The organism is Pseudoflavonifractor capillosus, from assembly GCF_016899775.1.
GTDB lineage: Bacteria > Bacillota > Clostridia > Oscillospirales > Oscillospiraceae > Lawsonibacter.
In genome coordinates this window covers 18,587-36,453 of record NZ_JACJJE010000031.1, presented here as the reverse complement: position 1 = coordinate 36,453, position 17,867 = coordinate 18,587, and the positions used below count along the sequence as shown (strand labels likewise).

19 protein-coding genes and 2 tRNA genes are annotated in these 17,867 nt (G+C 64.0%); 8 read left to right on the top strand and 13 right to left on the bottom strand.

The genetic code is table 11. The features are described 5' to 3' along the window. Positions 1–730: 730 nt before the first annotated feature. Both H6B31_RS10545 and H6B31_RS10540 read right to left on the bottom strand, forming a co-directional pair. A tRNA-Tyr gene (locus H6B31_RS10545) sits at positions 731–815 on the bottom strand. An 11-nt stretch (positions 816–826) separates the two neighbouring features. Next, positions 827–902, bottom strand: a tRNA-Thr gene (locus H6B31_RS10540). A gap of 178 nt (positions 903–1,080) precedes the next feature. Here H6B31_RS10540 and H6B31_RS10535 point away from each other — a divergent pair. The 3 genes from H6B31_RS10535 to H6B31_RS10525 are packed head-to-tail and all read left to right on the top strand — an operon-like array spanning position 1,081 to position 1,809. Further along, a complete protein-coding gene (locus H6B31_RS10535) occupies positions 1,081–1,281 on the top strand; it encodes a hypothetical protein (protein ID WP_087291962.1) in 201 nt (66 codons plus the stop codon). Next, complete coding sequence (locus H6B31_RS10530) at positions 1,278–1,511, top strand: hypothetical protein (protein WP_087291959.1); 234 nt, start codon at positions 1,278–1,280, stop codon at positions 1,509–1,511. Before H6B31_RS10535 ends, H6B31_RS10530 begins: the two co-directional genes overlap by 4 nt. After that, positions 1,492–1,809 (top strand): sigma-70 family RNA polymerase sigma factor, encoded by a 318-nt coding sequence (locus H6B31_RS10525; RefSeq protein ID WP_204898472.1) that lies wholly within the window; start codon positions 1,492–1,494, stop codon positions 1,807–1,809. The genes H6B31_RS10530 and H6B31_RS10525 overlap by 20 nt, the downstream gene beginning before the upstream one ends. Positions 1,810–1,840: 31 nt before the next feature. Here H6B31_RS10525 and lepB read toward each other — a convergent pair whose 3' ends face one another. Together lepB and H6B31_RS10515 are read right to left on the bottom strand one after the other, a co-directional pair. Then, positions 1,841–2,506, bottom strand: a complete 666-nt coding sequence (gene lepB, locus H6B31_RS10520; RefSeq protein ID WP_204898471.1) for a signal peptidase I — start codon at positions 2,504–2,506, stop codon at positions 1,841–1,843. A 74-nt stretch (positions 2,507–2,580) separates the two neighbouring features. Further along, positions 2,581–3,498, bottom strand: coding sequence for an AEC family transporter (locus H6B31_RS10515; RefSeq protein ID WP_204898470.1), 918 nt, complete (start codon positions 3,496–3,498; stop codon positions 2,581–2,583). Between the two features lie 132 nt (positions 3,499–3,630). Here H6B31_RS10515 and H6B31_RS10510 point away from each other — a divergent pair, with 132 nt between their 5' ends. The 3 genes from H6B31_RS10510 to H6B31_RS10500 all read left to right on the top strand — a co-directional run bounded on the left by H6B31_RS10510 (position 3,631) and on the right by H6B31_RS10500 (position 5,671). Then, positions 3,631–4,557 carry a LysR family transcriptional regulator gene (locus H6B31_RS10510; protein ID WP_204898469.1) on the top strand — a complete coding sequence of 309 codons (927 nt, stop codon included), beginning with the start codon at positions 3,631–3,633 and terminating at the stop codon, positions 4,555–4,557. Between the two features lie 80 nt (positions 4,558–4,637). Beyond that, complete coding sequence (locus H6B31_RS10505) at positions 4,638–5,459, top strand: amidohydrolase family protein (protein ID WP_204898468.1); 822 nt, start codon at positions 4,638–4,640, stop codon at positions 5,457–5,459. A gap of 38 nt (positions 5,460–5,497) precedes the next feature. Then, the gene (locus H6B31_RS10500; RefSeq protein WP_087291947.1) at positions 5,498–5,671 is read left to right on the top strand and encodes a DUF4250 domain-containing protein; all 174 of its coding nucleotides are present in this window, start codon (positions 5,498–5,500) and stop codon (positions 5,669–5,671) included. Positions 5,672–5,709: 38 nt separating this feature from the next. Here the strand turns inward: H6B31_RS10500 and spoIVB are convergent, their stop codons facing one another. From spoIVB to H6B31_RS10480, 4 genes are all read right to left on the bottom strand, one after another. Next, positions 5,710–6,840, bottom strand: coding sequence for a SpoIVB peptidase (gene spoIVB / locus H6B31_RS10495; RefSeq protein WP_243418988.1), 1,131 nt, complete (start codon positions 6,838–6,840; stop codon positions 5,710–5,712). An 848-nt stretch (positions 6,841–7,688) separates the two neighbouring features. Further along, a complete protein-coding gene (locus H6B31_RS10490) occupies positions 7,689–9,953 on the bottom strand; it encodes an ATP-binding protein (protein WP_204898467.1) in 2,265 nt (754 codons plus the stop codon). Further along, entirely contained in the window at positions 9,950–11,044 is a 1,095-nt protein-coding gene (locus tag H6B31_RS10485) for a metallophosphoesterase family protein (protein WP_204898466.1), read from the bottom strand. The genes H6B31_RS10490 and H6B31_RS10485 overlap by 4 nt, the downstream gene beginning before the upstream one ends. A 1,172-nt stretch (positions 11,045–12,216) precedes the next feature. Further along, entirely contained in the window at positions 12,217–13,005 is a 789-nt protein-coding gene (locus tag H6B31_RS10480; RefSeq protein ID WP_204898465.1) for a TIGR00282 family metallophosphoesterase, read from the bottom strand. A 169-nt stretch (positions 13,006–13,174) separates the two neighbouring features. Here H6B31_RS10480 and spoIID point away from each other — a divergent pair, with 169 nt between their 5' ends. After that, the gene (gene spoIID / locus H6B31_RS10475; RefSeq protein WP_204898464.1) at positions 13,175–14,233 is read left to right on the top strand and encodes a stage II sporulation protein D; all 1,059 of its coding nucleotides are present in this window, start codon (positions 13,175–13,177) and stop codon (positions 14,231–14,233) included. A 238-nt stretch (positions 14,234–14,471) separates the two neighbouring features. Here the strand turns inward: spoIID and H6B31_RS10470 are convergent, their stop codons facing one another. Then, positions 14,472–14,867: a hypothetical protein gene (locus tag H6B31_RS10470; protein ID WP_204898463.1), complete on the bottom strand. Its 396-nt coding sequence runs from the start codon at positions 14,865–14,867 to the stop codon at positions 14,472–14,474. 253 nt (positions 14,868–15,120) lie between these two features. Between H6B31_RS10470 and H6B31_RS10465 the strand changes: the two genes are divergently transcribed. Continuing rightward, positions 15,121–15,603: a deoxycytidylate deaminase gene (locus H6B31_RS10465; RefSeq protein ID WP_204898462.1), complete on the top strand. Its 483-nt coding sequence runs from the start codon at positions 15,121–15,123 to the stop codon at positions 15,601–15,603. Positions 15,604–15,643: 40 nt separating this feature from the next. On the opposite strand, the gene H6B31_RS10460 is transcribed toward H6B31_RS10465, so the two are convergent. The 4 genes from H6B31_RS10460 to H6B31_RS10445 are packed head-to-tail and all read right to left on the bottom strand — an operon-like array spanning position 15,644 to position 17,798. Next, positions 15,644–16,255: a pentapeptide repeat-containing protein gene (locus tag H6B31_RS10460; protein ID WP_204898461.1), complete on the bottom strand. Its 612-nt coding sequence runs from the start codon at positions 16,253–16,255 to the stop codon at positions 15,644–15,646. Further along, positions 16,252–16,635 (bottom strand): metallopeptidase family protein, encoded by a 384-nt coding sequence (locus tag H6B31_RS10455; RefSeq protein WP_191346194.1) that lies wholly within the window; start codon positions 16,633–16,635, stop codon positions 16,252–16,254. The genes H6B31_RS10460 and H6B31_RS10455 overlap by 4 nt, the downstream gene beginning before the upstream one ends. Before the next feature lie 58 nt (positions 16,636–16,693). Then, positions 16,694–17,239: a chromate transporter gene (locus tag H6B31_RS10450; RefSeq protein WP_204898460.1), complete on the bottom strand. Its 546-nt coding sequence runs from the start codon at positions 17,237–17,239 to the stop codon at positions 16,694–16,696. Next, the gene (locus H6B31_RS10445; protein ID WP_204898459.1) at positions 17,226–17,798 is read right to left on the bottom strand and encodes a chromate transporter; all 573 of its coding nucleotides are present in this window, start codon (positions 17,796–17,798) and stop codon (positions 17,226–17,228) included. Before H6B31_RS10445 ends, H6B31_RS10450 begins: the two co-directional genes overlap by 14 nt. Between the last annotated feature and the right edge of the window lie 69 nt (positions 17,799–17,867).

The following is a 17,867-nucleotide window of genomic DNA, read 5'->3' as shown; positions in this document are numbered from 1 at the left end:
TATTCACTTCTACAACCATGAGCGCATCCAACTAAAAACTGGAGAGGCGCCGCTGGCGCGACGCCTCTCATACTAAACTCCTTATTCTTACATCCGCAGGCGCTTTTTGTGATGTCCGTACAATTTGGGGCAGTTCACCATCGAGGCGGACGCTTTTATGTGTCCTGTTTTTGGGACTGTATTCGTATTTTTCCCCACACCCCCTTGACATCTGAGGAAATGGGGGGTATTATGATACCACAAACTCGAACATACGTTCTATTTTGTGGGTTAAATTTTCCTCCTCGCGCCGCCAGACAGCCGAAGGCGGAGCGACTTTTCCACAGGTCGCGGAAAATTTGTGGACTGCCGCACCGGTGAACGGCTGCCCGGCACGCTCTCCTGATCCTGCACAGCGGCGCAGCGTTCCACGCCTCAGCCAGAGGCACGCCCCCAGGTTCAGCGGCGGAAAAGAAAACCGGAGCAAGATTTCTCTTACTCCGGATGGGGAGGGAATGGTTAAAATCGAGCTTTTGAAATTATAAACACAGATAGAAACGCCACAAAAACCGGCCTTCAGGCCGGCGGCGCTTTCGCGCCGTTCCTGGCCGCAGGCCAGGAATTATAAAGAAGCGGCGGAACCCAAATCGCAGCCCAGCGCAAGCGGCTGCGACTTGGAAGGGAGGAACCGCGGTTGTGCGCACTCTGACTTTCAAAAAAAGTCGGAGCAAGCGATCAGCTTGCTCCGACTTGGTGGAGGAGGGTGGATTCGAACCACCGAAGCGAAACGCAACAGATTTACAGTCTGCCCCCTTTGGCCACTCGGGAACTCCTCCATATGAAATTGTGGAGCTGGTGGACGGATTCGAACCCCCGACCTGCTGATTACAAATCAGCTGCTCTACCGGCTGAGCTACACCAGCAACTCAAGAGTGCTGTCCAACAGCAGGTGTTATTTTACCAGAAAGTGTACACCTTGTCAACAACTTTTTTCAAATTTTTCTTTTTTCTTTTTTTGCCTCTCATCCGGCCTCTCCGCCCGTCTCCACTCCGGCGGGGCGGCCGTCTATTCCAATGCAAAGGAGGTGGTGCGCCACGAGAATGTTAGGGATCTCCGGCCTGCTCCCTCCCCTGCGGGACGTGCAGCTGGCGGCTCCGGCCGCCCTGTGCCCCCTGTGCGGGGAGGAGCAGTACCGGGGGGACCGGATGCTCCGGCGGGGCGGGCAGCTGGTGTGCGTGCGGTGCGCGAACCGGCAGCGTCCCGACCGGCGGAGAAAGGAAAAGGAGGAGAGGGAACCATGACCTTATTGGAATTATCGGTGGAGTACCGGGCCCACGCCCGGGCGCTGGACTTCCGCATCTGCCAGCTTCAGGCGGTGCTGGAGCGCACCGAAAACGAGGATCAGCGCCTCATGCTCAATGAGCGCATCCATATGCTGTCCACCATGCTGCGGGAGGCCCGGGAGCTGGCCGTCCTCACCGAGCGCTACTACGAGAGGGGGTACCGCCGCAATGCCAAATACACGCTATAGAAGGGGGCGGCACTACGCCGCGGACATGGCGGTCTACTCCCGGCAGATGGCCGGGGACAACAGCCGGGAGCTGAGCCGGCTCAAGCGCAACCTGATCCGCGCCCTCCAGGAGGACGTGACCGAGAAGCAGCGCACGGTGCTGCTTCTCTACTACGCCGAGGGGTACAACATGCGGGAGATCGGGGAAAAGCTGGGGGTGGACAAGTCCACCATCTCCCGCACCATCAAGCGGGGGGAGCGGCGGCTCCAGCGCTGCCTGCGCTACGGGGCGGAGGCCTACCTGCGCAATATGCCTTAATCAAAAAACGGCCGCGGAAGCGGCCGTTTTTTCACTCCATGGGTCCAAAGGTATCAAAGGGGAAGATGGAGAAAAATACCTTGCCCAGCACATAGTCCTCGTCGATACAGCCGATGCGGTCATCCCGGCTGTCGTCAGAGTTGTTCCGGTTGTCCCCCATCACGAAGATGGAGCCCTCCGGCACCTCGATGTGGGTCTGAGCCCGGTAGGGGTCGGTCAGGGTCACGTCCTGCATCACTTCCTTGATGTAGGGCTCGTCCAGCCGCTCTCCGTCCACATAGACGCTGTTGGTGGCATAGTCGATATCCACCGTCTGTCCGCCGGTGGCGATGACCCGCTTGACGATGGCCACGCCCCCCAGGTGCTCCACCGTGGTCTTGTTCAGCACCACAATATCCCCCTGCTCGGGCTCATAGCCCAGGGACTGGACCAGCAGCAGCTGTCCGTCGTGCAGGGTATTCTCCATGGACGGCCCGTCCACCCGGGTGAGCCGCCCAAAGAAGGTGAACACGATCACCAGGCACACCAGGGCGGTGGTCAGGGCGTTGAGCCAGTAAAATACGTCCTCCGGGGGCTTCTTCTCCTGCTCCTCCGGGGCGTTTTCCCCCTCCGGCGCGGTCCCGTTCTCCGGTCCCTCCTGGGGCTGGGGGGCGGGCTGCTCCTCGGGCTGTTGGGTAAATTCAAATGCTTCCGACATGGGTCTACCTCCTGTGAGGGATGCGATTTTTTTATTATACCCGCTCCCGGCGGAAAATGCAACCTTTGAAGGCCTCAGCCCACCGCATGGGCCCAGAGCGGCAGGGTGACCATAGACAGCAGGGTACTCAGCACCACGCACCGGGTGGCAAAGGCCGCGTCGCTGTGATACCGCGCCGCGAAGATGGCCGCCGTGGCCCCCGCTGGCATTCCGGTCATCAACACGCTGACTCCCAAAGAGATGGGCTCCAATCCCAGGAGAAGCCCCACCCCCAGCGCCAGGGCGGGCAGCGCGCCCAGACGGAACAAGCTGAACAAAAGGGCCGTCCGGTCCAACAGGCTGGAAAGCTTCACATCGGCCAGGATCGTCCCCACAAGAAACATTGTAACGGCGGAATTGCAGGCGGCGATATACTGTACCGTCTGTGTCACCACAGCGGGCAGAGAAATCTGTGTGACCATGGCCAAAAGTCCCAAATAGACCGCCAGCAGGCAGGGGTGGGTCAAAACGTTTTTGGCCACCTGTTTCTTGTCCAGCGTCTCATCCGCCACAAAATAGGTGGTCCCCGCCGACCACATGACCACCCGCATGGGAATCAGAAAAATCGAGGTGTACAGCACCCCCAGTTCACTGTAAATCCCCTCGGCAATGGGATTGCCTAAAAATCCGCTCATGGGCACGATAGTGCAATACTGGAGCACCTTCCTGCGCCGGGGCTCGCAGCGGTTAAACAACCATCGGTTCAGCAGCAGGCAGATCAGCTGCAGAAGCACCGCCGACAGGAGCAACAAGCCGCAGGCGCGAAAAATACCGGCGTTGAACTCAATGAGACAGGATTTGAAAATATTGCACGGAATAATGACGTTGACACACAGATCGGTCAGACACTTTTTCCCCGTCTCGTCAATGGTTCCGCGCCGCTTCAGCCACGCCCCAATCAGCATCATGGTAAACAGCGCGCCCTGCAGGCCAAACAGTGATCCCATATTCATGTCGATCCCTCCGTTCCAGTGGGGCGGCCCTTTCACCGCCTGTACCGTCAGTATATCAGGCGGGTTTATACTTGTAAAACGAGTTATTCTCGTATAAAATACAAGCAAAACTTGTGATCGGAGGCGGCGGCCATGAACCTCTCCAGTATGGATTATTTTATCACGCTGACCCAGGAGCAGAGCTTCACCCGGGCGGCGGAACGGCTGCACATTACCCAGCAGGCCCTGAGCGCCCACATCGCGGGAATGGAACAGGAGCTGGGCAGCCAGCTGCTCCTCCGCCGGGTGCCCCTGGAGCTCACCTACGCGGGGCAGGTGTTCCTCCGGTACGCCCAGGAAATCCAGCGGAACCTGGACTCCATGGACCGGGAGTTCAGCGATCTGGCCCAAGCTCAGGCGGGGGTGCTGCGGATCGGGGTGTCCACCACCCGCAGCCACGCCGTCATGCCCCTGCTGATCGCCCCGTTCCAGCGGCAGTATCCCAAAATTTCCATTCAGCTAGCAGAGGGCCCCAATGACGCCCTTTCGGAGCGTTTGACCCACGGGGAGATTGACCTGGCCATCGCCAATTTTCCAGAGGCGGTCCCCGGCATGGAGCTTGTGGACTTCTATGAGGAGGAGGTGGTTCTGCTCCTTGCCGGGGAGCTCTGGAACGCCCTGGCCGGAGAGAACGCCCAGGCGCTGAGCGCCGCCGTGGAACAGGGGGATCTGACTCCCCTCCAGGACTGTCCCTTCCTGCTGAACCAGCGGCGGGACATCGCCGGCCGCCTCGCCTCCCAGCTGCTGACACAGGCCGGAATTATACCGATCCCCAAAGTGGAATCCAATAATATGGAGACCCTGCTGGAGCTGTGCGCTCAGGGGGCGGGGGCCTGCTTCTGCCCGGAGAACCTGATGCGGATGACTTTGTCCCCGGCGCAGCAGAACGCGCTGAAGATTTTCCATTTTCAGGACCACACCCGCTACCAAATTCGCTTCGGCTATTTAAAGCAGCCCCATCTCTGGAGCGTCATCTCCAACTTTATCTCCTTTGCCCGCCAGTCCGCCCATCTCTTGTAGACATGGGCCGCTCTTCCCTCGCTTGCCAGAGAAGACCGTTCTGGGGTATAATCAATCCAGCACAGAAAGGAGCCGCGGCTATGAAGATCATCGACGCACATCTGCACCTCTTTCCCTCCGAGCCCGGGACCGACGCCATGGCGGAGGCGGTGGGCCATGTGAACTCCGTGGACCACCTGCGGCAGGTCTACGGGGAGCTGAACATGGTCCACGGAGTGGTCATGGGCAACCGGAGCCTGGAGGTGGGCTTTCACGACTATCCCCGGGACCTGTTCCACTACTGTGTGGGGCTGGACAGCCTGGTACTGGGGAGAGGGGAGACCATCCCGGAGGACCTGCCCGACCAGGTGGAGGAGCACCTGAAGCGGGAGGAGTGCTGCGGCGTGAAGCTCTACCCCGGCTACAACAAAATCTGGCTCACCGACCCCATCTACGACCCCATCTACCGCCTGGCGGAGAAGTACGACAAGCCGGTGGCCGTCCACATGGGCCTCACCGCCTACTCCCGGGCCTATCTGAAGTACAGCCACCCCCTGGCCCTGGACGAGGCGGCGGCGGACCACCGCCGCACCCAGTTCGTCATGTGCCACTTCGGCAACCCCTTCCTCCAGGAGGCGGCCGCCGTGCTGGAGAAAAACCGAAACGTGTCCACCGACCTGTCCGGCCTGCTGGAGGGCAGGGTGGACCTGGACGTGTACTTCCAGGAACGGGCGGGCTACGCGGAGCTGCTGCGCACCTGGCTGAACTACCTGGGCTGCTGGGACCGGGTGATGTACGGCACCGACTGGCCCATCGTCAATCTGGGGGAGTACATCGGGTATATCCAGCGCATCGTGCCGGAGCGATACTGGGAACCGGTCTTTTTTGACAACGCCAACCGCATCTACCATCTGGGGCTGTGAGCCCCGGAGGAAAACATGCCAGAGAGAGGAGGACGCCTATGCTGCCCCAGGACCCCGTAATCCTGCTCAGCGTGGTCAACGCCCGGCTCCGGGACCTGTACCCCGACCTGGACGAGCTGTGCCACAGCGAAGACGCCGACCGCGCCCAGCTGGAGGAGAAGCTGGCCGCCATCGACTACCACTATAACCCGGAGCGCAATCAGTTCCTATAGAGACATCGGGAGGGCAGACAGATGCCCTCCCGATGTTTTTATGCGCTGCCCAGGCGCTGGGCCGCCGTCTCCAGCATGTTTTCCGCCAGAATGCCGTAGCCCCGGGTGGGGTCGTTCACCAGCACATGGGTCACCGCCCCCACCAGCTTTCCGTTCTGGAGAATGGGGCTGCCTGACATGCCCTGGACGATGCCGCCGGTGGCCTCCAGCAGCCGCTGGTCGGTCACCCGGAGCATCAGGTTCCGGCTGTCCCCGGCGTTCTCCGGGTACAGGTGGGTGATCTCCACCTCATACTCCTCCACCGTGTCCCCGGCAATGTTGGAGAGAATGGTGGCCCTGCCCGTCTGGACCTGGTCCCGGCCGGCCACCTCCACCGGCTGGAGGTCCCGGGCCAGGGCCGCGTCCTCCAGCCGCCCGAAGATGCCCTGCTCCGTGTTGGCATACAGGGTGCCCAAGTCGGCGGTGAGGTCAAAGTCCCCGTGGAGCTCCCCCGGCTCCCCGGCGGCCCCCTTCTTCACGTCAGAGACCGTGGCCCCCATGATGCTCCCCGTCTCCAGAGGCATGAGCTTGGCGGTGTCCACGTCGTTAATGCCGTGGCCCAGGGCGGCGAACACGCCGCTGTCCGGGTCATAGAAGGTCATGGTGCCGATGCCCGCCATGGAGTCCCGCAGCCACACCCCCAGCTGATAGGACCCCGCCGTAGTCTTCACCGCCTGGGCGGCCAGCTGAAGGGACTCCTCCCCCCGCTGGACCTGGAGGGTCATCTTCTCCCCCGGGTGCTGGGCCAGATGGTCCTGGACCTCCTCAATGGTGTCCACCTCGCTGCCATCCATGTGGGTGATCACGTCCCCCGCCTTCAAGCCGCTGGTGCGCCCGGGGGACGCCGGGCCCTCCGGGGTGTCCAGGGAGGACAGCCCCACCACCAGCACGCCGTCGGAGAAGAGCTTGATGCCCACCGCCCGGCCCAGGGGAATCACCGTATCCCCCAGCTCCGCCTGGGCCGCGGCCGCCACCGCCTCCGGCCGGGACAGCTCCAGCGCCGCCGTGGCCGCCGCGGCTCTGGCCCGGTCCCCGGTCAGGGCCATGGTGAGCAGCAGCCCCAGGGCAGCCGCCCCTGCCGCCGGTCCCAGAAGCCCGTGCCATGGCCGTTTTTTCGTTTCCTGTTCCAAAAAGGTTCCACCCCCCAGACAGCCGTTCCCTCCTTGGGGAGCGGCCGCCGTCATTTCAGCGGTCCGAAGCGGGCCGCCTTGGTTCAGTATGGACGGCCGGACCGGTCGGCACACCAGGGGGCTCCTTCCACGGCTTCCATGTGAGAGTCTGGAAAGCGGCCCGGCGGCGGGACTTGCAGATTTTCTCTGGAGAACGGCGCAAAAACAGGGGAAATCTGCCGGTTTTGCCGCAAAAAGCGAACAGGACCACCTCCCTGCCGGAAGGCGGTCCTCAGGCTGTCAGAAAAGTCCAAGGACTTTTCTGACAGCCTGCAAAAATGCCGTTACTTTTGCGCCGCACAGCGGCGCAAAAGTCCTCGCTTCGCTTGCCGGAATCCTTGCACAGCAAGGCTTCCGGGGCATTTGATTCCACTCGAGGCGGGCGGCTGCCCCCTCGAGCTCCCCCGCCCTGACTCAGGCGGATTTTATTTTGCACAGGTTCTTCGAGAAACTGAGGACCACCTCCCTGCCGGGAGGCGGTCCGATGTTCTCTCTTTTTCTCCGCCTTTGAAAGATACGGAGCACGGTCTCTGTTTTCTTTTTCAAAATGCAGGTCCGCTTGAACCCTATTCTGCCCCGCTTTCACGCTCCTGATACAGGAAGTTTATTCCAATTTTCGGCGTACTCGCGGCAGACCGGCCATGACGCGCACTCCTGTTCCGCCCGCCGGGGCGCGCCTCGCCCCACAGGCCCAGCATATCACAGGGGGCTTGTCCTTTTTTTGTACAATCGGCCGCCGGGCGGATTTTTTCAAAAAATATGGCCCGGAGGTATTCCCTCCGGGCCGTCTGTCCGTAAATCTGCCGCAGTTAACTGTTCAAAGCCACCCGCTCCACCCCGGGGGTGTGGGCCAGATAGGCTCCCTCCCGGCTCTGGCAGGTGAAAAAGAGAATCTGCTCCTCGTTGGAAAGCTCCACCAGCAGGTCCAGGGCCCGCTCCATACGCTCCTGGTCGAAGGCAGCCAGTGCGTCGTCCAGAATGAGGGGCACATGGTGCTCCCGCAGGCACAGGTCGTACACCGCCAGGCGCACCGCCAGGTACACCTGGTCCACCGTCCCCTTGGACAAAAACAGGGAGCGGCGGGGGAGCACATCCCCCGCCCCGGCGGCGGAGGCCTCCAGCTCCCGATTCAGAGAGAGGCTGGTGTACTTCTCCCCGGTGAGCCGGGCCAGGTACTCCCCCGCACGGCGGTTGAGCTCCGGGGAGAAGCGCTCCTGGAGCTGGGCGTTGGCCTCTTTCAGGGCGGCCAGAGCGGTGGAGATGGCCTGGTACTCTTGACTGCGCCGCTCCAGCTCCCCCTCCAGCTCCTCCTGGCGGGCGGCCAGGGCGGCGGGGTCGCCCACCGCCTTTTGACGGCCCAGGGCCATGCTCAGGGCCCGGCCGGTGCGCTCCAGGTCGGCCTGGGCGGTACCCAGCAGGGCGGCGGTCTCCTCCATAGTGCGCTGAGGGGCCTCCGGTTCCGGGGCCCCGAGTTCTTCCAGCTGTCCTCCCTGGGCCTTCAAAGCGTCATACAGCCGCTGGGCCCCCTCCAGCCGGGTGTGGGCCACCGCCTCCCGCTCCCCCAGATTCAGGGCCCGGGACAGGGCGGCGGAGCAGCCAAACAGGTCCTTCACCTCGGGGGCGAAGGAGTGGACGAAGTCAAATAAATCCTTCCGGCTGTTCTCCCGCCGGGCCTGCCGGTCCGATAACCCCTCCCGCACCAGGCGCACCTGCTGGGCGGCCTGGTCGGCGGCCGCGGCCCGGGCCCGGTAGTCCTCCAGCACCCCGTCCAGTTCCTCCGGGGTTTTGACCGAGAAGCGGTCCAGCACCTGATCTCCCCAGGCCCGGCTGCGTCTGGCCTGACTGTGGTTGAACACCCCCAGGGCCAGGGTGAACACCAGGAAGAGAACCCCGGTGAGGACGGCGGGAAAGGAGACGGCGTCCCCCTGGGCCAGGGCCAGCACCGCCATGCCCCCGGCCGCCAGCACGCCGATCACCGGGACCAGCTTGGCCATGAGCGACCAGGTCCCGGCATTTTTCCGGGCCGCGGCATACTCCCCCTCCGCTTTTTTGACGGACTCCGCGGTCTCCTCCACCGTCTGTCCGGGGAAGCGGTCATCCCGGGCGGCGGTCCGGGCCTCTTCCAGCTCCGCCTCCGCCTGGGCCAGGGCCTCCTCCCCCTGTTTGATCTCCGGCTCCAGGGCTTTCAGATAGGCCAGCTCCCCCTGGGCCCGCTTCAGCTCCTCCTTGTGGGGGATGGGCCCGAACCGGGCCTGTTCCTTCCGCAGGGCGTCCAGGTCGGCCTGGGCCCGGTCCAACTCCCCCTTGGCCTGGGTGAACCGCCGGTCCAGGTCCCGCTGAGCCAGACGCTTATGGGCAGACAGCTCCGCCTCCAGGGCCTCCTTCTTCCGGCACAGGCCCCTCTCCTCCGCCGCCAGGGCGTTAAGGGCCCCGGTGAGCTGCTCCAGCTCCTCCCGGCTGGCCTTCACCTGGGCAAGCTCTCCCTCCAGCTGGGGGATGCGGCCCACGCTCTTGTTCACCTTCCGCCGGTTGAGCCACTCCTTCAAACGCCCCTCCGCCTGGGAGTAGGACACGTCCTCCTCCCCGGAGGACACCAGAGCGGCGATGCGCCGCTCCAGCTCCGGGGCAGACTGGATGGCCAGGGAGCCGCTCTGCCCCAGAAAGGCAGAGCGCTCAAACACCTCCCGGCCCACCCCCAGCAGCAGCTCCCCGCAGTCGGCCCCGGTCAGGCCGGGGACGGGCTCCTGGGTGCCGGTATACACCGCCTCAAAGGTCCCGAAGGGGGTGTTCCCCTTGGGGGAGCGGCGGATGGTGATGTCCCGCCCCTGCCACTCCAGGGTGATCTCCCCCTCCATGGGGGCGCCGGACCAAGGCTGGTACCGGTTCTTGTCCGCCAGGTACCCCTTCTTGTCCCGGTCCCGGGTGTCGATGCCATAGAGCATGGCCTTCAAAAAGGCGGCCCAGGTGGACTTACCCCCCTCGTTGGGGGCCTCGATCAGGTTGAAGCCGGGCTGGAGCTCCAGCTTCTCACCCGTCAGCTTGCCAAAGACCGCCGTCATGGATTTGATCTTCATGGGACAATATCCTCTCCGTTCTCCAGGGCGGCCAGGCCGAAGCGCACCGCCTGCTGAAGCATGTTGTTGTCCGGCTCCTTCCGGCACCGGGCGGCCATGGAGCGGAGAAACAGCCCTGTCAGGCTGTCCTCCTCCATCCGGGCCCACAGGTCCCGGCCCGCCCGGGTGCGGTCCCGGAGGCTCAGGGCCCAGCACCGGCCCAAAAGCTGCTCCGCCAGACGCTCCAGGTCCAGGGGCTCCACCCCCCGCTCCCCGGTGAACACCAGGCGGCACACGTCCTCTTGAAACGCCGGGGCCAGAACAGCCCGGGCGGTCTCCAGCGGGTCCGCCCCGCCGGTGACGTCCGCCTCCAAAATCTGATACCGGCGGCGGCACAGGGGGACGAACTCCGCCGTGCAATTCCCCGGCTCTGCCTCGACGTAAAGAACTCCCTTGTCCCCCGTCTCGTCAAAGCCCCGGCCCTCGGGGCAGCCGGGGTAGGCCCAAAAGGTGTTCCCCTCCCGCTGTAGGCCGCTGCACTGGTGGATGTGGCCCAGGGCCAGGTAGTCCAGTCCGCTCCCGGCGATGGAGGCTTTGGAGATGGGGGCGTAGTCCCCCTTGCCCTCCACCTCCCCATGGAGAACCGCCAGCTTGGTCCATCCCTCCGGCGCCTGGGCCCGGAAGCCCGCCAGGGGGTCGTCCTCCCGGTGGGGGGAGGTGAAGGCGCTCCCCCAGACCGCGCACTTGAGCGCCGGAAATTCCACATACTGCGGGGCCTCTGTGGAAAAAATATGGACGTTGTCCGGCCAGTCCAGGGCGGCATACAGGGACTTCGCCGTATAGGGGTCGTGGTTGCCCGGGGCAATGAGCACCGGGCATGGAATCTCCCCCAGGGTCTGGGCCAGGGCCTGGGCGGTCTCCCGGTAGGTCTGCCGCCCGTCCAGCAGGTCGCCAGCTAGGAGCACCAGGTCGGCCTCCCGCTCCCGGGAGAGCTGGGCCAGGCGGTCCAGGAGCTCCCGCTGCTCCCGCCGCCGCTGGGCGGCCTGGTCCGGAGCCAGGCCGGAGAAGGGGCTGTCCAGGTGGAAGTCGGCCCCGTGGATGAGTTTGATCATTGGGTTGTCTCCTTTCCGGGAGGGTTTGCGTCCGTGAGGGTTTTGCGCAGGGGGTTCGCCGCCTGCGGGCGGCGAGTGACTTTCTGGACGGCCAGAAAGTCACCAAAGAACCGCCGGGGGACGGCTCAGGATGGACACTACGTGTCCATATTCGCCTTACCCCCGGACCCCCGTTTTACGGGGGCCGCCAATTAGGCAGGCTTGGCGGTTATCGCAAAGGCGCGGGTGGACAGGGGATTGGTTTCCGGTCTATGACCGCTGCCGCTGAGCTGCCGGTAACCTTTGGGTAGTGCTTCTACCGATTGGGAACGCGCCTTTTAGGCTGGTGGGGCTCAAGTGCAGCTCAGGGGGACGGCGTATCCTGAGACGTTTCCCGATTTCCGTAGGGGCGGCACACTGGGCCGCCCGGGGTTTCCGGGCCTTGCATATGTTCTTGCAGCCCTGTAGGGGCGACCCTCGCGGTCGCCCGTCCGAGCCTTACAGGTTTTCCACAAATTTTCCTGGTTTGGGTAGGGGAGGCCCTTGGGCCTCCCGCTGGGGGGTGTGCATACCAAGAAAGCACCCTCATCCGTCTGGCCTCCGGCCAGACACCTTCCCCCTTTGAGGGGGAAGGCTTGAGAGCGGGCGGGTCTGGGACCCGCCCCTACGGCGAATTACGAAAATAGTTTCACGCCTTCGTAGGGGCCGGTCCCAAACCGGCCCGCCAGGATTCGCACCGAAAGCGTTGGCTCGGCAAACCCAGGCGCAGTTGTGGAACCGCACCGGGTCCTAATTTTTGCAAACTCAGGGCCCAGTGGCCCGGAAGGAATCGCGGAGGCCACTCAGATTTTGCGCGCCGGAAACTTTCTGCCCGTCCCAAGGGATAACCCCCGTAATGGGGGTTCTAGGGGGTGGGGATCATGGAGGATGAGGCGCAGCCGAATCCGATTGGCCCCACCCCCTAGCGCTTTTTTGGTGACTTTTTGGGCGTCCAAAAAGTCACTCGCCGCCCGCAGGCGGCGAAATCCCCCGCGAAAAACCGCCGAAACGGCGCGCCGAGGTCGTCGCGCCCTACAAGGCATCCGAAATCTGCCCCCCCCCTCATCCGGCCCCTTCGGGGCCACCTTCCCCCCAGGGGGAAGGATTTAAAAAAGGGGGGCGGAGAAATCTCCCTGCCTAATGAAAAAAACGGCTCACTCCAACAGATCCACCCGCTTCACCTCCACGCACTTATGCGCCTCGGTGTCGATGACAAATTTACATGCGTTGATCTTGCAGGGCCCCTCCGCCTCCTCGTACCGCTTGGGCAGGCCGCCCAGAAACAGGTTCAGAGAGAGCTCCGGCTTCACCCCCAGAATGGACAGGCGGGGGCCGGTCATGCCCAGGTCGGAGAGAAACCCCGTCCCCTTGGGGAGAATCTGCCCGTCCGCCGTGGGCACATGGGTGTGGGTGCCCCAGACGGCCTCCACCCGCCCGTCCAGGTACCAGGCCATGGCCCCCTTCTCGCTGGTGGCCTCGGCGTGGAAGTCCACCAGCACCACGTCGCACTGCTGGATATCCTCCCGGCGGAGGATCTGGTTGACCTGCTTGAAGGGGCTGTCCAGATTGGCGTTGAGTTCCAGGCGGCCCATCAGGTTGATCACCCCGATTTTCAGCCCCCGGGGCCCGTCGTAGATCCCGAAGCCCCGGCCGGGCACCCGGCCGGCGTAGTTGGCCGGGCGGAGGATATAGCGGTCCTTCTCCAGAAAATCCGCGATCTGAATGCGGTTCCAGGTGTGGTTGCCCAGGGTGATCACGTCGGCCCCGGCGTCATAGAGGCCCCGGGCCTGCCGGGGGGTGATGCCCACCACCGAGGCGTTCTCCCCGTTGACCACGGTGAAGTGGATGTCCTCTCCCTCTCTCAGCTCTTTCAGGCGGCGGGCCAGGATATCCTGGCCCCCCTCTCCGCACACGTCCCCCACCGCAAGCACATTCAGCAGCATGATGGTCCTCCTCCTTGGAAATCGAAATCACATCTCCCCCCATTATAGTGTATCCAGCCAGAAAGCGCAAAGGCTTTTTGCTGCCGGCGGACATACCCCGCCCACCGGCAGCATATTCTGTCTGTGAGCGCGGCCCGGCGGCCGGCAATTTGAGGGAGGGGGCAGAGGGATGGCATACCGGGATCGAAGAAGGGACTCTGGAAGCCGCGGGACAGGCTCCCCCGCCCGGCGGGCGGCTGGGACGGGACTCATCCTGTCTGTGGTCCTGTTCCTCCTGCCCCTGCTCACCGTACCGCCCCCCGGCTCTGAGGCGGCGGCGGAGGAGCTGCCCACCGGCACCCTCCCCATCCACCGGGCGGTGCAGACCGCCTCGGGGGAGCGGGACAAGAGCCGGATGGTGAAGCTCCAGCAGGCGGACGGCACAGTGGCGGAGCTGTCCATGTCCGACTACCTGTTCGGGGTGGTGGCGGCGGAGATGCCCGCCGCCTTTGAGGAGGAGGCCCTGAAGGCCCAGGCCTGCGCCGCCCGCACCTACACCGTCCGGAAACAGGCGCACACCACTGACGCCCACCCGGAGGCCGACGTGTGCACCGATATCAACTGCTGCCAGGCCTACGTCCCCCGGGAGACGGCGGAGAACCGCTGGGGGGTGAGCGCCCAGACCTACACCCAGAAGATTGAAACCGCCATCGCCGGGACCGACGGCCTGGGGGTCCTCTGCCAGGGGGAGCCCATCCAGGCGGTGTTCTTCTCCTCCGCCCCGGGCCGCACTGTGGACGCGGTGGAGGTGTGGGGGAACCAGGTGGACTACCTCCAGAGCGTGGAGAGCCCCGAGGGGGATGAGGTCCCCAACTACCACAGCCAGGCGGCCTTCTCCGCCGACCAGGTGCGGGAGGCGGTGCTGGCCGCCTACCCGGGGGCCGACCTGTCGGGCGACCCCTCCGTCTGGTTCGGCGCCCCCGCCGTCAACGAGGGGGGCACTGTGTCCAGCATCCTGGTGGGGGGTGTCACCCTCACCGGAGGCCAGGTGCGCACCCTGTTCGACCTGCGCTCCGCCTGCTTCACCGTGGCCTGGGACGGGACCAACTTCACCTTCTCGGTCACCGGCTACGGCCACGGAGTGGGCATGAGCCAGTACGGGGCCAACGCCATGGCCAAGGCGGGCAGCTCCTTTGAGGAGATCCTCACCTGGTACTACACCGGCACCCAGGTGGAGCAGCTGTGGTGAACCCGGCCATTTGCGCAAAAATGCCAATACTTTCCCGCCGCTGCGCGGCGGAAAAGTCCTCGCTTCGCTCGCTGAACGCCTTGCCAAGCAAAACATTCAGGGCATTCGATTCCACTCGAGGCGGGCTGCCGCCCCCTCGATCTCCCCCGCCCTATCCTTGAGTGGATTCATCTCAATAGAGGTTTTTCGACAAGCTGAGAAAACCGCCGGAGCGAATCGCTCCGGCGGTTTTTTATGCTCAGCTCTTCTCTTCAAAGACGGCGCCGCAGCTGCGGCAGGTGACGGTGATCTTCCCCTTGCCCCGGGGCACCCGGAGCTGCTGGCCGCAGTTGGGGCACTTGAAGTAGCAGTGCTCCTTGTCCCGGTGGATGGTGCGGCGCAGCCGGAACCACTGGATGGCCGGTCCGGCCACCTTTAAGAATTTGGCGTTCTCCGCCCGGCGGCGGGCCGGGTTCCGGGAGAGCAGCCGGAACAGGGCAAACAGGATCACCGCAAAGGAGATCCAGTAGAGGGGATCGAAGCCCGTGAAAAAATAGATGAGATAAAGGGCCAAATAAAGGACCAGCAGAGCCATGTTCAGCTGGTCGTTTCCATAGCGGCCGTACATAAACCGCTGAAGTGCATTGCGGATCATAGAGAGCCTCCTCGCGCGGGGTAAGCGGAACAGACACCCGGCTCAACCATTTCTTTTTCTGAAAAATATGATACTGCGCAAATAAAAACTCGTCAAGAAATCAATCGTAAACAAAGTGTAAATTGTGCCCCGGAGGGGGACAATTCCCCTTAAAATGTTCCACCTGGGCGGATATCCCGGCCGCCTCCCCCTTGCCTTTCGGCGGGAAATCCGGTATACTTATGGCAAAAAACAAGACCGGGAGGGCCCTTCCATGAAGCGCATCGACAAAGAAAATTACTATCTGGACATCGCCGAGACGGTGCTGGAGCGGTCCACCTGCCTGCGCCGGTGCTACGGGGCCATCATCGTGAAGAACGACGAGATCGTGGCCACCGGCTACAACGGCGCCCCCCGGGGGCGGAGGAACTGCATGGACCTGGGCTACTGCACCCGGGAGGCCATGCAGGTGCCCAGCGGCGAGCGGTACGAGCTGTGCCGCTCCGTCCACGCGGAGATGAACGCCATCATCTCCGCCGCCCGGCGGGACACCCTGGGGGCCACCCTGTACCTGGCCGGGCGGGAGGCCAAGAGCGGCGAGCTCCTCCACGACGCCACCTCCTGCTCCATGTGCCGGAGGGTCATCATCAACGCGGGCATCGACCGGGTGGTCATCCGCAGCGGCGAGCGGGACTACCGGGTGGTCCATGTGGAGGACTGGGTGCGGGAGGACGACTCCCTGCCCGCAAAAGTATAAAGCAGCGGGGGCTCAGACTTCGGTCTGAGCCCCCGATTTTTTACACCCATTTGACCCCCAGCAGAGCGGCCACGTCCGGGGCCTGCTCCAGGGCCAGGACGGCCCCCCGCAGCTCCTGGTGGTCCTGGGAGAGGGTCAGCCCCCGGATCTCACAGGTAGACAGGTCCACCCCCCGCAGGGAGGTCTGGAAGAAGTCCGCCCCGGTGAGGTCGGCCCGGCGGAAGGCCAGGTTCCGGTGCCGCACCTGGGAGAACACCCCCTGGGTCAGGCGGCAGTCCTGAAAGAGCCCCGTCTTCCAGCTGGTCTTGGTGAAGTTGGCGTACCGCCAGGAGCCCTCCTCCACCCGGGTGTGGGAGAAGGCGCTCTGAGCGAAGGTGCACCCCTCCCCCCGGCAGTCCAGAAAGACCGCCTCCCGGAAGGAGCACTCGGAAAAACGGCAGCCTGACAGGTCGCACCGCTCCCAGCGCACCCGGTCGAAAAAGCTGCGGCTGAAGTCCACTCCCATCAGGCGGCAGCCCCGGAACACCACCTGCACGCAGTCCAGATGGGAGAAATCGCCCCCGGCCAGCACTTGAGCGGCGTACTCCCGCTCCCGCAGCTCCTCCTCCCCCTGGAGGCACCGGGTCAGATCCCGCTCCAGCGAATCGCTCACGGCTCCCCCTCCCCGTACGCCTCCCGGGCCTGGCGGAGGAACTCCGCGTCCTTGTCGTCCAGGGCGTGGAGGCCGGCGGTGTCCTCCATGTGGTGGGTAAACTCGTGGGCCACGGTGGCGAAGATCTCATCCTTCCAGGTCTCCTCGTCCTCGTCGGCCAGGAGGGCGGCGAAGGAGCCGTAGTACAATACGATGTACCGCCCCAGCATGTCGTGGCAGTACTCCCCCATAATGTACATCTCCCCCGGGGGAAACTCCGGGTCGGGGAGGGCCTGCTCCTCCAGCTGGATGCCCCCGTCCAGCTCCTCAAAAAACGCGTCCGGGAATTTTTGGGAGATCTCCTCCAGCCAGTCCCCCATGGTCTCATAGCTGGGCACCATATCGTCCGCCTCCTTTCTCAAGCTGTCCTTGTGCCGCCATTATACCATGCCGTGCCGGCTACTGCCAGCCCAAAACGCCGAAGCACAGCAGACCCAGCAGGGCGCTGATCCCGATGACCACCGGGACGCTCTGCTTTCCCTTCAGGAGCAATACCAGATCCAGCACCCCGATGCCCACCGCCGGCAGGCTCACCTGGCCGGAGGTCCCCAGGTAGTTGGTGAGCATGGAGCAGGTCACCCCCACCACCATGCCCAGGCAGGCGGGGCGGACCCCCACCAGGATGTGCTCCATGTACTTGTTGCCCTTCACCCGCTCAAAGAACACAGCGGCCGCGGCGCACAGGGTGAGGGTGGGGGACATGACCCCCAGATTGGCGGCAATGGCCCCGGGAATGCCCGCCGCCTGAATGCCCGCGAAGGTGGCGCAGTTGAAGCCCAGGGGGCCCGGAGTCATCTCGGCGATGGCCACAATGTCGGCCACCTCGCTGGCGGTCATCCATCCGTGGGAGAGCACCTCGTCGTTGATAAGGGGGATCATGGACAGCCCGCCGAAGCTGGTGAACCCGATTTTCAGAAAGCTCCAGAACAGCTCAAGCAGCACCATCGCCGTTCCCTCCTCTCCGCTCATATACTTCACAGATGACCAGTCCGGCCGCAATGCCCATCAGTACCAGAAACACACAGTTCACGTCCCAGATCAGGTACAGGGCGAAGGACGCCGCCGCCACCGCCACGCAGGGCGGATACCGGAAGGCCCCCTTCACCAGATTCAGGGCGGCGGAGGCCATGATGGGGACAATGGCGGCCCGCACCCCGGTCATGGCCGCCATCACCCAGTAGTTGTCCCGCACGGCGGTGTAGCAGAGGGTGAGCACGCTCAGAATCAAAAACGGGGGCAGGATCATAGCCACCAGACACACCACGCCCCCGGCCAGCCCCGCCGCGTGGTTGCCGTACAGCATGGCCACGTTGCCGATCATGGTGCCGGGCAGGCTGCGGCCCACGCTGGTGATGTCCAGCAGCTCCTCCCCCGTGATGGTTTTTCGTTTTTCCACATACAGCCGCTGCATCTGGGCCACAATGCTCCAGCCGCCCCCGAAGGTGAAACAGCCGAATTGAAAAAATTCCCAAAACAGGGCCAGCAGCGTCTTTCCTCGCTTCATGCCGCCGCCTCCTTTTCTGTTTTCACCGGATTATCATACACCCATCCCCAGGCGCGGGCAAGCCCCTCC